Annotated in this window: 12 protein-coding genes and 1 pseudogene; 8 read left to right on the forward strand and 5 right to left on the reverse strand. The window is 71.8% G+C overall.

The features are described from left to right. Positions 1 to 363: 363 nt before the first annotated feature. On the reverse strand, positions 364 to 1,533 hold the full coding sequence (locus tag ABTY04_RS38855) for an alpha/beta hydrolase family protein (RefSeq protein WP_352218152.1): 1,170 nt from the start codon (positions 1,531 to 1,533) through the stop codon (positions 364 to 366). Between the two features lie 187 nt (positions 1,534 to 1,720). Here ABTY04_RS38855 and ABTY04_RS38860 point away from each other — a divergent pair, with 187 nt between their 5' ends. Further along, positions 1,721 to 2,935, forward strand: coding sequence for a sensor histidine kinase (locus tag ABTY04_RS38860; protein WP_352218153.1), 1,215 nt, complete (start codon positions 1,721 to 1,723; stop codon positions 2,933 to 2,935). Then, the gene (locus ABTY04_RS38865; protein WP_352218154.1) at positions 2,932 to 3,615 is read left to right on the forward strand and encodes a response regulator; all 684 of its coding nucleotides are present in this window, start codon (positions 2,932 to 2,934) and stop codon (positions 3,613 to 3,615) included. The genes ABTY04_RS38860 and ABTY04_RS38865 overlap by 4 nt, the downstream gene beginning before the upstream one ends. A gap of 761 nt (positions 3,616 to 4,376) precedes the next feature. Here ABTY04_RS38865 and ABTY04_RS38870 read toward each other — a convergent pair. The 3 genes and pseudogenes from ABTY04_RS38870 to ABTY04_RS38880 form a co-directional block, all read right to left on the reverse strand. Then, a pseudogene (locus ABTY04_RS38870) lies at positions 4,377 to 4,514 on the reverse strand (IS21-like element helper ATPase IstB); the annotation flags it as partial. Between the two features lie 132 nt (positions 4,515 to 4,646). Continuing rightward, positions 4,647 to 6,164 (reverse strand): sensor histidine kinase, encoded by a 1,518-nt coding sequence (locus ABTY04_RS38875; protein ID WP_352218155.1) that lies wholly within the window; start codon positions 6,162 to 6,164, stop codon positions 4,647 to 4,649. After that, positions 6,161 to 6,895 carry a response regulator transcription factor gene (locus tag ABTY04_RS38880; protein WP_352218156.1) on the reverse strand — a complete coding sequence of 245 codons (735 nt, stop codon included), beginning with the start codon at positions 6,893 to 6,895 and terminating at the stop codon, positions 6,161 to 6,163. The genes ABTY04_RS38875 and ABTY04_RS38880 overlap by 4 nt, the downstream gene beginning before the upstream one ends. A gap of 199 nt (positions 6,896 to 7,094) precedes the next feature. Here ABTY04_RS38880 and ABTY04_RS38885 point away from each other — a divergent pair, with 199 nt between their 5' ends. The 3 genes from ABTY04_RS38885 to ABTY04_RS38895 are packed head-to-tail and all read left to right on the forward strand — an operon-like array spanning position 7,095 to position 9,788. Beyond that, positions 7,095 to 8,465 carry a ferredoxin reductase family protein gene (locus ABTY04_RS38885; RefSeq protein WP_352218157.1) on the forward strand — a complete coding sequence of 457 codons (1,371 nt, stop codon included), beginning with the start codon at positions 7,095 to 7,097 and terminating at the stop codon, positions 8,463 to 8,465. Positions 8,466 to 8,503: 38 nt separating this feature from the next. Next, positions 8,504 to 8,923 carry an FMN-binding protein gene (locus ABTY04_RS38890; protein ID WP_352218158.1) on the forward strand — a complete coding sequence of 140 codons (420 nt, stop codon included), beginning with the start codon at positions 8,504 to 8,506 and terminating at the stop codon, positions 8,921 to 8,923. Next, positions 8,916 to 9,788, forward strand: a complete 873-nt coding sequence (locus ABTY04_RS38895; protein ID WP_352218159.1) for an FAD:protein FMN transferase — start codon at positions 8,916 to 8,918, stop codon at positions 9,786 to 9,788. The genes ABTY04_RS38890 and ABTY04_RS38895 overlap by 8 nt, the downstream gene beginning before the upstream one ends. A gap of 89 nt (positions 9,789 to 9,877) precedes the next feature. Here the strand turns inward: ABTY04_RS38895 and ABTY04_RS38900 are convergent, their stop codons facing one another. Next, entirely contained in the window at positions 9,878 to 10,468 is a 591-nt protein-coding gene (locus tag ABTY04_RS38900; protein ID WP_352218160.1) for a TetR/AcrR family transcriptional regulator, read from the reverse strand. A 157-nt stretch (positions 10,469 to 10,625) separates the two neighbouring features. Here ABTY04_RS38900 and ABTY04_RS38905 point away from each other — a divergent pair, with 157 nt between their 5' ends. The 3 genes from ABTY04_RS38905 to ABTY04_RS38915 all read left to right on the forward strand — a co-directional run bounded on the left by ABTY04_RS38905 (position 10,626) and on the right by ABTY04_RS38915 (position 12,905). Then, positions 10,626 to 11,534, forward strand: coding sequence for a quinone oxidoreductase family protein (locus tag ABTY04_RS38905; protein ID WP_352218161.1), 909 nt, complete (start codon positions 10,626 to 10,628; stop codon positions 11,532 to 11,534). A gap of 195 nt (positions 11,535 to 11,729) precedes the next feature. Next, the gene (locus ABTY04_RS38910) at positions 11,730 to 12,083 is read left to right on the forward strand and encodes a winged helix-turn-helix transcriptional regulator (protein ID WP_352218162.1); all 354 of its coding nucleotides are present in this window, start codon (positions 11,730 to 11,732) and stop codon (positions 12,081 to 12,083) included. Positions 12,084 to 12,110: 27 nt separating this feature from the next. Then, positions 12,111 to 12,905, forward strand: a complete 795-nt coding sequence (locus tag ABTY04_RS38915; protein ID WP_352218163.1) for an alpha/beta fold hydrolase — start codon at positions 12,111 to 12,113, stop codon at positions 12,903 to 12,905. The last annotated feature ends 265 nt before the right edge of the window (positions 12,906 to 13,170 follow it).

Below are 13,170 nucleotides of genomic sequence, written 5' to 3' on the forward strand. Positions count from 1 at the left end.
CAGCAGCCTCGGCTACCGCAGTCCCGCTGAATACGAGACCACCCTCGCAGCCTGACCACCACACCAACGGTGTCCGTCAAAGCGGAACAAGCTCAACACTGCAGCGCCGTCTCGGCCAACTGGAATGCTTCGGGGCCAACTACCACCTCGGCATGCCCCGCGTCAGCCAGCCCCTGCCCGACGTCCGACCCCCAAGGATCCACCCGTCGTGACCACAGCCACGAACGACGGCCGCCAGGCCGATACCGAACGCCGCCGTACCCGCGTGGGTGAGTTGCCTACGCCTCACGACCAAAGCCCTACCGGACCCCGCCCCGCGAAGTAGGCAAATACCCCACACCTGATCACGACATCACACAGGCTCTAGTACTGGAAGAGTACTTCCGGATTGTTCGGCGAGGGGCCGTCCAGCAGCGGACTGTGGATCCCCTTCAGCGTCCGGTCGAAGAACGCTGTCACGTACTCGCGGGTGATCACCACCCCGCGTTCCGGGGAGAGGGGCGGCGTCGGGAACCCGGCCTCCGCCAGAAGCAGGTCCAGGTCGGTGAAGCTGAAGTGGTCGGCGTCGGCGACCGTCAGCCACTTCTTGTAGCCGCCGAGGGCGGCCCAGGTCTGCTCCCACTCGCCGCCGGCCGAGTGGTGGTCGGCGGCCGCACCCAGCATGAGGAACGGCCGGTTGATCTGGCCGGGCATCGGGGCCGGGTGGAAGGAGCCGTCCATGTTCACTCCGGCCAGTACTCGCGGGTCGGCGATCATCGTGGCGGCGGCCGCCGCTCCGCCGAGGGAGTGTCCGGCCATGCCGATCTTGTGCTTGTCGATGAGGTGTGCCAGGCGCCACGCGGTATTGCCATGCGTCAACTGGTCGATCACGAAGGACACGTCCAGCGCGCGGCTGGCGGCGACGGAGTCGAAGTCGAGCCGCGCCGGGTCATCGCAGATCGCGCACGGCGGCGTCTGGCCGTTCGCCAGCGTCTCGCCGCTGTCCTCGTAGGTGTGGCCGACGAGCGCGACGACGTAGCCGTGACTGGCCAGGTCGGTCGCGAGCGAGGTGAGCACCATGCGCGGGTCCTCGTACGCGGGTGAGAGGACCACCAGCGGATGCTTGCCGCGTTGCGGCCGCGCGCCGTCGAAGGCGTGAGTGGTGACGCTGGAAAGGTTCTGTGGGGTGACGCCGGAGCTCGTCGGCATCTTCCGGTGCTGGATGGCTCCGGCTGCCTCGGCGAGGGTCATATAAGGGGCCGGAGTCCCGGTCCCGGGGACGGCCGGGTAGACCATCGTGACGGTCAGTTGGCGGGGGCCGGATGACGGCACCCACGGGTCGGGACGGATTGCGTCGGTGAGGTGGATGACGTCCTCGCCGGCGGCGTAGGGGCCGGTCGGCGCGGGGAGCGTGCCTTGGAAGGACGGCGTGGGCGCGGTGGCCGTGGCCGGTGCGGTGTCGAACGCGTGCGTGGCCACCGGTGTGGCCGACGGTGTGGTCGTGGCGGCGAACCCGGCGCTGCTTCCGGTGACGAGGGCGGCGAGCGCCAGCACCGCGACAGCGCTGATACAGCGCTGATACAGCGATTGCGTTTCATGGGATCGACGCTAGGTTCCGCAGCTCCTCCGTCGCGTCGGCCGGTGGATGTCACCGTTCCCCAGGCCGTCGGCCCGGGGGTGTACAGGCGCGTACATCCCCGGGGCGACGCGCGGAGCCGACGCCGCTGAATACGATCTCCGTATGGAAGAGCTTCTCCAGCGTCTCTCGGCATCGGAGCGCGTGACCTGGCTGACGGACCGGGCCGTGGTGCTGGCCACCGCCTGCTTCTACGCGGTGATGCTCTGCTGGTCGATCGCTCAGGTTCCGCACCACGACGGCCTGTTCCGGTTTCCAGGCCTCGGGCCCTTCCAGATCCAGATGATGGGTCTGTGCGTCGTGCTCGCCCTTCCGGTTCTGCTGATGCGCCGTCTGCCGGCGGCGGTCTTCGCGGCGATCCTGGGCGAATCGGTCCTCGGCGACCTCTTCGGCGTGCGGCCCTGGATCGTGTTCGTCCTGCTCGTCTTCTTGGGCGGGCACCTCGCCGTCCGGCGGCCGAAGGCTGCCGCCGTCGGCTCCGTCGCGGCCGTCGCGGCCGCGTTCGTCGAGAACATCCACGTCTACCCCGGGGAGACCCTCGGCGACGCGGCCCAGTGGGCCGGGCAGTTCGCGTTGTGGTTCGCGGTCGCGTGGGTCTTCGGGGGGGTGTATCGCAAACGCCGTGAATACCTCGGAGCCTTGCATGAGCAGACCGCGGCCCGCGCCGTCATGGCCGAGCGGCTGCGGATCGCCCGCGAACTGCACGACAGCGTCGCGCACAGCATCGGGATCATCACGGTGCTGTCGGGAGCGGCGGCGCGGGTCGTGGAGACCAAGCCCGAGCAGACGCGGCAGGCGCTGACCGGCATCGAGACCACCAGTCGGGAGACGCTGCTCGGGCTGCAGCGCATGCTCGGGGCGCTCCGCCGCGCCGAGCCGGACGACGCCATGCCGGGGGCCGCTCCGCTGGCGCCGGCCGGCAGCCTGGCCGATATCCCGCGGCTCGCCGAACGCACGGCCGACGCCGGGGTGCGGGTCCACGTGGCCTGGCGGGGCGAGCGGCGTCCGCTGCCGCCGGAGATCGAGCTGTCGGCGTTCCGGATCGTCCAGGAGTCGGTGACGAACGTGGTGCGGCATTCCGGTGCGCGGACGTGCCGGGTCGCGGTCGGATACGAGCCGGCGGGAGTGACGATCGAGGTGGTGGACGACGGGGACGACGGTCCCGGCGGGCCCAGCCGTCCGAGGCCCTCGGCGGCGGCCGGCGGGAGCGGCTTCGGCCTGCTCGGCATGCGCGAGCGGGTGACGTTGCTGTCCGGCCAGTTCAGCGCCGGCCGGCGTCCGGAGGGCGGATTCCGGGTGACGGCGAGGCTCCCGGCATGAGCGTGCGAGTACTGCTGGTCGATGACCAGCCGCTGATGCTGGTCGGGCTCGGGATCCTGATCGGCAGCACCACCGACCTGGAGGTGGTCGGCGAGGCCGGCGACGGCCGCGAGGCGGTGCGCCTGGTGCGCGAGCTGCGGCCGGACGTCGTGGTGATGGACATCCGGATGCCGGGCATGGACGGGATCGAGGCGACCCGGCAGGCGACCGCCGAGCCGGACCCGCCCAAGGCGCTGGTGCTGACGACCTTCGACGACGACGAGTACGTCTACGGCGCACTGCGCGCCGGCGCCAGCGGATTCCTGCTCAAGAGCATGGCCCTGGACGCGATCCTGGACGCGATCCGCGTGGTAGCGGCCGGCGACGCGTTGATCGCGCCGAGCGTCACCCGACGGCTGATCGCGGACTTCGCCGGAACGTCCGGCCCCGCGGCCCCCGCACCGGACGCCGAGCCCGCCGCGGACTCAAGTCTCATCGCGGGGATCACCGACCGGGAGCGCGAGGTGCTGGCACTGGTCGGACAGGGACTGTCGAACGCTGAGATAGCCGAGCGGTTGGCGATCAGCGCAGCGACGGCGAAGACCCATGTCGCGCGTCTGTTCGCCAAGCTCGAAGCTCGGGACCGCGTCCACCTGGCGATCATCGCCTACGAGAACGGACTCGTGCCGCGTAGACGGTAGGGCAGGGTGAGAAGGACGATCGCCGACCACGAGTTCGCCGCGTTCGCCAGATGCGCGAGCTCAGCCACCTGGCCGCGGCGGGATTCGGGCCGAGGTTGTTCAGGAAGTCACGGACCGGTGCGGGTGTCGAGAGCGTGGTAGCCCGCTTCCGGGGTTGAGGAGGATCGGACCGAGGAAGAACCTTTAGCAAGGTCAGCGCCTTGTACGTGCTTCATCGCTGTTTCACTGGCGTGTTCGCGCGCTGTCTCAACGAACCGACCTGAGAAACGCGCCGCGCGGTTCGTGAAGATCCACGCGCTCCGGCCGTCCAGCGCTATTCCACTGTCCGATCCTCTCAACCCCGATCGTGAACCGGCCGTCGGCGAGTTTGCGCAGCCAGCCGCGGTCGGCGAGCTTGGTCGGTTGTGCGCGAAGCGGCTCCAGCTTGCCCCGGGCGCCAGCAGGAAAGCCGAGTATCTCGCCGACCCGACGGACCGTGACCGGCCGATGAGCTCGTAGTCCGGCGGGAGCGCGTCGGGGCCGGAGCCACCACGAACCGCCCTGACGGACGATCTACACCACAGACACCCGCCCACGACCAGTACGAATACCCACGAACCCTGACACATCAGCACGCTGACCAGCCACTTCAAGATGGTGGATCTTCAGGTGACGGTGACACGCAGGACGTACGGCTTGCCTGTGCTGATCGCGTGTGCCTGTTCCTGTAGGTCAGCGTCCGTGAAGCCCAGCAGCGCATCGTCGGCAGCCCGCCGAAGTAGGGAGATGGTCTTGGTCAGCTGCTTCTCGTCGGCGGCCTCGACGAGCTCGTTGACCAGCTTGGTCGCTAGGACGTACTTGACCCGGTATACGGCCATCGCTGCTTCGGTGCCGAGCGCGATCAGAAGGTGGGACTTGCCAGCGGACCCCGCACGCTGCTGCCCATCAGCTGTCCGGGCCGCAGACGGCGCCGCTGGGCTGCCGGCTGGAGTACCGGACGATGGCACTGACGATGCAGTTGAGTTGACGGGTCTCGGCCCTGCCCCGGCCGATCAGTGTGTGGGGCTGCTGGACACGGTCGCGGTGTAGCCGCCGCCCTCTGGCGGCGGGCCGGCGGGAAGGGAGAGGCGGAACACGGTGTGTCCGGGGCGGCTTTCGACCGTGACGTCGCCGCCATGCACGTGGACGACGGCCTCGACGATCGCGAGCCCCAGGCCGGTGGATCCGGTGGAACCGGTGGCACCGGCCGCCGAGGTGGAGCGGGAGCGGCCGGTGTCCCCCCGGGAGAAGCGCCGAAAGACGTCGGGTAGCAGCGCCGCCGGGACACCGGGCCCGTCGTCGGCCACGCTGAGGCCGACCCGCCCCGCGTCCGAGGACAGCGCCACGGTGACATGGGTGCCCGCCGGGGTGTGCAGGCGGGCGTTGGCCGCGAGGTTGGCGACCACCTGGTGCAGCCGGTGCAGGTCTCCGGGGACGACCACCGGCTCCTCGGGCAGGTCCAGTTCCCAGTGGTGGCCGGGAGAGAGCGCGTGGACGTCATCGATGACGTCGAGGACGATGCGTGTCAGGTCGACCGGCTGCCGCTCCAGCGGACGCCCGGCATCGAGGCGGGCGAGCAGCAGCAGGTCGTCGACCAGGGCGCTCATCCGGTGCGATTCGGCGGCCACCCGGTGCAGGGCATGGCGCACCTCGTCGGGAACCGGGCCGGGATGGCGCAGCGCCAGCTCGGCGTGGGCCCGTACCGTCGCCACGGGGGTGCGCAGTTCGTGGCTGGCGTCGGCAGCGAAGCCCCGCAGCCGCTCCTCGCTGACGTGGCGGCGCGTCAGGGCGTCACCGACGTGGCCGAGCATGAGGTTCAGGGCGGTGGCCACCCGGCCGACCTCGGTGTCCGAGTCCGCGTGCGGGACCGGTGCGGGCATCGCCACCTCGCCAGCCGCCAGCGGCAGCCGGGTGACCTCCACGGCGGTCAGGGAGACCTCTTCCAGCGGACGCAGGGAGGACCGTACCCACAGCCCGGCGGCGCATCCGGCCATGACCAGTGCGATGCTGAAGACCACGCTCTCCACCGCCTCCAAACGGTGGAGGGTCTCCTCGACGGGGTGCAGGGGGAGCCCGGTGACCAGGACGTCTCCGTCGTCGCCCGTCGCGGCGACGACGCGGTAGCGGCCCAGGGCTGGCAGCCGCACGCTGCGCCCTCCGGCGCCGGGCCGCACGGCCTCCAGGGTGCGGAGGTCGGCGCCGCCCAGCGGGACGGACCGCTGGCTGGTGTCGTCCACGACGGCGGCCTGGGTCACCCGGCCACCCAGCAGGCGGGCGCCGAAGGTCCCGGGCGCCTGGCCCCGGGTGTCGGGGAGGTTGTCGGCGTCGGGCTCGGCCTCGTGTTCCAGACTGGCCGCGAACCGGCCCCCGCTCGCGGTGAGCTGCTGGTCGACCCGGCCGATGAGGAAGCCCCGCAGCGCGAGGACGGTGACCGTCCCCACGGCCGCGCAGGCCAGGCCTAGGAGCACGACCAGTCCGGCAGTCAGCCGGCCGCGCAGCGAGCGGGGCAGGCGCAGCCGGCCCCGGCTCACCGCTGCTCCGGCTTCAGTACGTATCCCAGCCCGCGCACCGTGTGGATCAGCGGCGGCCGCCCCGCGTCGATCTTCTTGCGGAGGTAGCTGATGTACAGCTCGACGACGTGCGCGCGGCCCCCGAAGTCGTAGGACCACACGCGGTCCAGGATCTGCTCCTTCGACAGCACCCGGCGGGGGTTGCGCATCAGGAACCGCAGCAGCTCGAACTCCGTACGGGAGAGCTCAACGATCTGCCCGCCGCGGGTGACCTCCCGCGCCTCCTCGTCCATGACCAGATCGCCCGCCACCAGGCGCGGGTTCCGGTCGGCGCGCGCCATCCCCGCCCGCCGCATCAGCCCGCGCAGCCGCGCGAGGACCTCTTCCAGGCTGAACGGCTTGGTGACGTAGTCGTCGCCACCCGCCGTGATGCCCGCGATACGGTCCTCGACCGCGTCCCTCGCCGTCAAGAACAGCACGCACACCCCGGGACAACGGGCACGCAGCGCGCGCAGCAGGGACAGACCGTCCAGGTCGGGCAGCATCCAGTCCAGTACGACGAGGTCGGGCCCGAACCGGGCCGCGCACGCGAGGGCTCCGGCGGCGTCGGCCTCGGTACGGACGTCCCAGCCCTCGGCGCGCAGAGCCGCACCGAGCACGTCGGTGAGGTCCGGTTCGTCGTCGACGACCAGGACGCGGACGGGAGCGCCGTCGGGCCGCAGGAGCGGGGAGGAGGGAGCGGGAAGATGCATGGTCCGTCCAGCATCGCCCATGCCGGGCCCCTGCCGACACCCCCGGGCGCCCGTCCCACCTTTGAGTTTCCTCTGAACCGCCTCGGAGCGGGGCTCTTCAAAGGCTTCTCAGAGGAAACGCCGCCAGGGTGGGACCTGTCCCACCGGCCTCTGCCGTCTCCCCGACGCAGAGCCGGTTCCCGAAAGACTTGGAGACGCCGTGGCCGTTCACCCCGCCTGCGACGCGACCCGGACGCCCCCGCACCGGGCCGTCGGCCCGCCGCTCGCCCCCCGGCTCGCTCCGGCGGGCCTGCACGCGCTCGGCTGGGCAGGCGCCGCCGCCGTGCTCACCCTGTGGTGGGCCGACACCACCTCCGTCGTCGGCCTGGCCGGCTGGCTCACCGGAGCGGGCCGCATCACAGGCCTGCTCGCCGGCTACGCCTGCGCCGTGATCGTCGTCCTCATGGCCCGCGTCCCCTGGCTGGACCGGACGGTCGGCAGCGACCGCCTCGCGTGCTGGCACGCGGCCGGCGGCCGGTACACGATCTCCCTGGTCCTCGCCCACACCCTGCTGATCACGTGGGGATACGCGCTCTCCGGCCACACCGGCCTGGCGGACCAGACAGCCCGCCTCGTCCTGGACTATCCGGACATGCTCAAAGCAACGGCGGCCTGGTTCCTCCTCCTGCTCACCGCCGTGGTATCGGCCCGCGCCGCCAGGCGACGGCTCTCCTACGAAACCTGGCAGGTGCTCCACCTCGCCACCTACGCGGCCGTCTTCCTCGCCTTCGGCCACCAGCTCGCCGACGGGGCCGACTTCGTCGGCAACCGCAGCGCCCAGGTCCTCTGGTACGCGATGTACCTGACGGCCGCCGCCCTGGTGCTCTGGTTCCGTTTCCTCGCCCCCCTGCGCTCGGCCCGCCGCCACCGCCTGACCGTCGCCGAGGTACGCCCCGAAGGACCCGGCGTGGTCTCCGTTGTCATGACCGGGGACCGCCTCGATGAGCTGGCCGCGCTCCCGGGCCAGTTCCTCCGCTGGCGCTTCCTCACCCCGGGCCTGTGGTGGGCTGCCAACCCGTACTCCCTCTCCGCCCCGGCCCGCCCGGGGTTCCTCCGCATCACCGTGAAGGCGCTCGGCGGCCACAGCGCCGCCCTGACACGGCTGCGGCCCGGAACCAGGGTGTGGGCCGAAGGCCCGTACGGAGCCCTCGTCGCCCGGAACGCCGAGCCCGGCCGCACCCTGCTACTGGCGGGAGGCATCGGCATCACCCCACTGCGCGCTCTGTTCGAGACCATGCCCGGCGACCTCATCCTCGTCTACTGGGCGCGCACCCCCGCCGACCTGGTCCTGCGCGGCGAACTGGACGCCATCGCCACCCGGCGCGGAGCCCGCGTGTACTACGCGGTGGACGAGCCCGCCGCGCACACCCTGCCCCTCACCTCCTGCGCCCTCACCGCCCTGGTCCCGGACCTCGGCCGGCGCGAGGTCTACCTCTGCGGGCCCCCGGGCATGACCGCGGCCGCCGGAGCCGCCCTGCGCGAGGCAGACGTCGCCCCCCACCGCATCCACCAGGAGTCCTTCGCCCTGTGAGGTCCCCCAGCCCCCGCCCCGCGATCCCAGGAGTTCCCATGCGCCGCATGGCCCTCACCACCACGGCAACCGTGACGGGCATCGTCTCGCTGCTCGCGCTCAAGCCGCACCACGCCGACCGCCCGTCACCCGGCACGGACCCGACGACCGGCCCCACGGCCGGCTCCACCGGGGCGAACCGCCCGGACACCTTCACCGGAGCGGTAATCGACACCCGCTATGGGCCCGTGCAGGTGGCCGTCACCATGAACGGCGGACGGCTGACGGCCGTCGAGGTGCTCCAGGTCCCCGACGAGAACCGGCGCGACCGCACCATCGCCTCCTACGCCGTCCCCCGCCTCACCGACGAGGCGATCGGCGCGCAGAGCGCGGACATCGACGCCGTGTCCGGCGCCACCTACACCAGCGAGGGGTACATCCGCTCCCTCCAGAGCGCCCTGGACCGGGCCCGTGCCTGAGGAACCGCCCCGCCGGGCCGAACGCCTGCGCCACACCGAAAACGTCATGGGCACGGTCTTCTCCTTCGATCTGCGCCACCGTCCCACCCGCGCGATCCGCGCCGCGCTGGCCGAGGCGGTCGCCTGGCTGCACCACGTCGACCGCGTCTTCTCCACGTACCGCCCCGACAGCGCCATCAGCCGCATCGCCGAGGCATCGATGAACCTCTGCGACGCCCCGCCCGAGGTCGATCAGGTCCTGCGGATGTGCGAACGCGCCGAGACCGCCACCCGCGGATACTTCTCCGCCCGCGCCGGCGAGCGCCTGGACCCGTCGGGCCTCGTCAAGGGCTGGGCGGTAGAGCAGGCGTACGCCGCCCTGCGCGCCGCCGGAGCACCGAACAGCCTCGTCAACGGCGGAGGAGACATCCGCCTCGGTGGCGAGCCGGCGCCGGGCCGTTCCTGGCGCGTCGGCATCGCCGACCCCTGCCGCCCGGGCCGGCTGCTCACCACGGTCGAGGGCCGGGACTTCGCGGTGGCCTCCTCCGGCAGCGCCGAGCGCGGCCCGCACATCCTCGACCCCCGCACCGGCCGGCCGTCCCAGCGCCTCCTCGCCGCCACCGTCACCGGGCCGGACCTGACCTGGGCGGACTGCTGGGCCACGGCAGCGGTGGTGCAGGGCCCCGACGCCCACGGCTGGATCGGTACGCGGCTAGGGTACGAACTCCTCACGATCGACCCCGACGGCCGGGCCCGCCGCAGCCCCGGCTTCCCCCTGGCCGCCACGGAGAGCTCGGCGACGGCGAGCGCGGTACTCGCGGCCGCCCGGTCGGCGGGCAGCGCCAGTCGCAACCCGCCGGGGATTTGGTCCGCTCGGAGCCGTTGAGGACTTCGTGCCAGTGCGTGGTGCGCTCGGCTTGGCCGGAACCGCTGAGCACGTCAACCGATGTGGCTCACAGATCTGCTGTTGTCCGGTCATGGCTCGGTCGTGCGGTCGATGGTGGTGAGCCACTGGGTGACGGTGGTGTCGATGAAGCCGTCGGTGGCCTCGGCGCGGTCGAAGAAGAGGCGGGCGAGGAGTGGTCCGTAGAGCAGGGTGTACTGCTCGGCGGTGATCTGCAGGCCGGACGGTTCCAGGAGTTCGTTGAGGGCGGCGAGGCGGTCTTCGACGATGTGCTGCAGGGCCTGGGCGCTGTCGGGGTCGTGGTCGGCTTCGGCGGCCATGGCGAGGGCGGCGGTGCGGGTTGCGGGGACACTGATGCCTGCGCGCAGGCTGACCAGCCAGGCGGTGGCGATGGTGCGTATGTCGGTGCCGGGTTCGGGGTAGCCGACGTCGGGGCCTTGCAGGGCGAGGTCGGAGAGCAGGGCGGCGCGGTTGGGCCAGTGCCGGTACAGGGTCTGGCGAGTGACGCCGGCCCGCTCGGCCAGGAAGGCGGTGCTCAGCCCGGTGAGTCCGACCTCGGGTAGCAGCTCGCGGGCGACGGCCAGGATGCGGGCGCGGGTGCGCTGGACGCGGGGGTTGTTCGGGTTCGGCTGGCGGCGGTGGACGGGCGGCTTGGACGTCATGGGACTCATCCTAACCAGAAATCACACACCATGTGTGACTTAGGCCACCGTGCGTGGGGTTCTTGTTTCATACGACCTGTGTGATACACCTGAAAGGGCAATCACACACACCGAGTGATTCGGTGGGTGTCCCCGCCTCCCCTTCCTGGAGTACTCGATGTCCACCGCGATCACCTACTCCCGCTACGGCGGCCCGGACGTGCTCACCCTGACCGAGGTCGACGCCCCGGAGCCTGGTCCGGGCCAGGTCCGGATCAAGGTCCGGGCGGTCGCCGTCAACCTGATCGACCTGAAGATCCGCTCCGGGATGATGGCTGGCATCATGCCGGTGGAGTTCCCGCACATGCCGGGCTGGGACGTGGCCGGCGTCGTCGACAAGGCCGGCGAGGGCGCCACCGCCACGGTCGGCGACGAGGTCTTCGGCGTCGCCTCCGTCGGCGGGTACAGCGAGTACGCACTGCTGGACCGACCGGTGCCGAAGCCGGCCGAGGTCTCCTTCGAGACGGCCGCCGCCCTGGTCACGGTGGGTGAGACCGCCTACCGCGGCCTGCACCACCTGGCTCCCGAGGAGGGCGAGACCCTGCTGATCCACGGCGCGGGTGGCTCCGTTGGCACCATTGCCGTCCAGCTCGCCGCCGCCCGGGGCATCACCGTCGTCGCCACCGCCGGCGAGCACGACCTGCAGCGGCTCACCGAGCTCGGTGCCACCGCCGTCCTGTACGGCGACGGCTGGGTGGAGCGGGTCAAGGGCGCCACCCCACAGGGCGTGGACCGCGTCTTCGACGCCGTCGGCGCGGGCGTGCTGGCGGACTCGATCACCCTGACCGGCGACGCGGCCCGAGTGCTCACCATCGCCGACATGGCCGCCGCCGAGCACGGCGTGCGCTTCACCGGTGCCGACCCCACCGACCGCTTCCCGCAGGCCCTGCCCGAGCTGGCCCCCCTGATCGCCGTCGGCCGACTCGACCTGCCGATCGGCGCCATCTACCCGCTGGCCGAGGCCGCCCGCGCCCACGCCGACATCGAGACCCGCACCGCCCGGGGCAAGGTCGTCCTCCTGCCCTGACCCGAGACCGCCGTCCCACCCGCTCTTTTCACCTCATGCGGGGCGGGTGAGACGGCCCCACCGGGCACCGGAATCCCCCGTCCGGCAGCCCCAGGGCCGTAGCCGGCTCCTGCACCGACCGGCTACGGCCCACCCCCGCCCGAATCCGCGCATGCCCCAACCACCGGCACGCCATGAGACGGAAGGCCGCAACAGATGGCCCTGGCCACCACTCCCGCGCCCGCACCTCTTGCGGCGGATGCGGACCTGGCCGCCGCGTTCGCGGTGCTGGGCCAGAAGTGGAACGGGATCATCCTGCACACCCTGGCCACCCGGCCCGCCCGCTTCGGCGAACTACGGGCAGCCATCGGCGCCATCAGCACCAAGATGCTCGCCGACCGGCTGCGGGACCTGGTCAACGCGGGCCCGGTCACCCACGCCCAGCTCCCAACCGGCCCCGCCACCTACACCCTCACCCCCCACGGCCGGGCCCTGCTGCCCGCACTCGAGCAGATCCGCCAACGCTGGCGGCAGCACGCCCCAGCCTCCGCAACCACCGACCCCCGTTGAACAACACTTCCTGAAAGAGAAGTCCTCATGTCCGCACGCACCCTCCCCCAGCCCACCCACGCCCGCACCACCCGCGGCTCCGGCCCCGGCCTGGTCGTGGCCCACGGCGCCGGCAGCAGCTTCGCCGGAACCTACGGCCCGATCCTGGACGGCTTGGCCGCCCACCACACCGTGGTCGGCGTCGACTACCCCGGCAGCGGCGACACCCCCCGCTCCACCACCCCGCTGTCGCTGGACGACCTGGCCGACCAGCTCGTCGCCGCCGCCGTCGCCGAAGGCCTGGAGACCTTCGCCCTGCACGGCTACTCCCTCGGCGGGCCCGTCGCCATCCGCGCCGCCGCCCGCCACCCCGAGCGCGTCACCGCCCTCGTCCTGACCGCCACCCTGGCCCACCCCAACAACCAGCAGGCCCTGACCATCAGAGTCTGGGGCAAGCTCGCCACCACCGGCGACCGCCAGCTGGTCAGCGAGTTCCTCTTCCCTCACGCCCTCAGCCCCCAGGCCCTGGAGGCCATGCCCGCCGAGCAGCTCGAGCAGGTCATCGCCTACGCCGCCGCCGACCTCGCCGACGGCACTGTCGAGCACGCCGAACTCGCCACCCGGATCGACGTCCGCGACGACCTCGCCGCCATCCGCGTACCCACCCTGGTCATCTCCACCACCGCCGACCACCTCGTCCCGCCGGCCCTGCACCGCCAGCTCGCCGACAACATCCCCGGCGCCCAAATCGCCGAGATCCCCACCGGCCACCTGCCCATGGTCGAGCGCCCTGAGGAATGGCAGAAGCTCATCACCGACTTCCTCGCCAACCACACCTCCTGACCCGAGCAGCCCCCCCGTGCACACAGACGCCGGGGCCACTCGCTGATGGGGTTGTCGGCCCTCAAGGCCGACAACCCCATCCTTCGACTTGACCAGAAGGAGAAGCCTGCGGCCACGGGCCCGGAACGCGACGGGACGTCCATGCCCGGCACCGGAGCCTGGACCGGGCACGCGGGAGTATCACGAAAGCGGTGTTCACCACTCGGTTGGCGTAGAGGTTTCTCGTTGATCTGGTTGGCTCACACTCGTTCGGCGGAGAGGCGGC

Origin of the sequence: Streptomyces sp. NPDC097981, from assembly GCF_040302565.1 — a bacterium.
Lineage (GTDB): Bacteria > Actinomycetota > Actinomycetes > Streptomycetales > Streptomycetaceae > Streptomyces.

Bases quoted from the DNA above. Each gene is read 5' to 3' on its own strand.
- ABTY04_RS38890 (WP_352218158.1), top strand. From the start codon at position 8,504: ATGCGCCGCATGGCCCTCACCACCACGGCAACCGTGACGGGCATCGTC.
- ABTY04_RS38910 (WP_352218162.1), top strand. From the start codon at position 11,730: ATGGCCCTGGCCACCACTCCCGCGCCCGCACCTCTTGCGGCGGATGCG.
- ABTY04_RS38865 (WP_352218154.1), top strand. From the start codon at position 2,932: ATGAGCGTGCGAGTACTGCTGGTCGATGACCAGCCGCTGATGCTGGTC.
- ABTY04_RS38880 (WP_352218156.1), bottom strand. From the start codon at position 6,895: ATGCATCTTCCCGCTCCCTCCTCCCCGCTCCTGCGGCCCGACGGCGCT.
- ABTY04_RS38905 (WP_352218161.1), top strand. From the start codon at position 10,626: ATGTCCACCGCGATCACCTACTCCCGCTACGGCGGCCCGGACGTGCTC.
- ABTY04_RS38915 (WP_352218163.1), top strand. From the start codon at position 12,111: ATGTCCGCACGCACCCTCCCCCAGCCCACCCACGCCCGCACCACCCGC.
- ABTY04_RS38860 (WP_352218153.1), top strand. From the start codon at position 1,721: ATGGAAGAGCTTCTCCAGCGTCTCTCGGCATCGGAGCGCGTGACCTGG.
- ABTY04_RS38900 (WP_352218160.1), bottom strand. From the start codon at position 10,468: ATGACGTCCAAGCCGCCCGTCCACCGCCGCCAGCCGAACCCGAACAAC.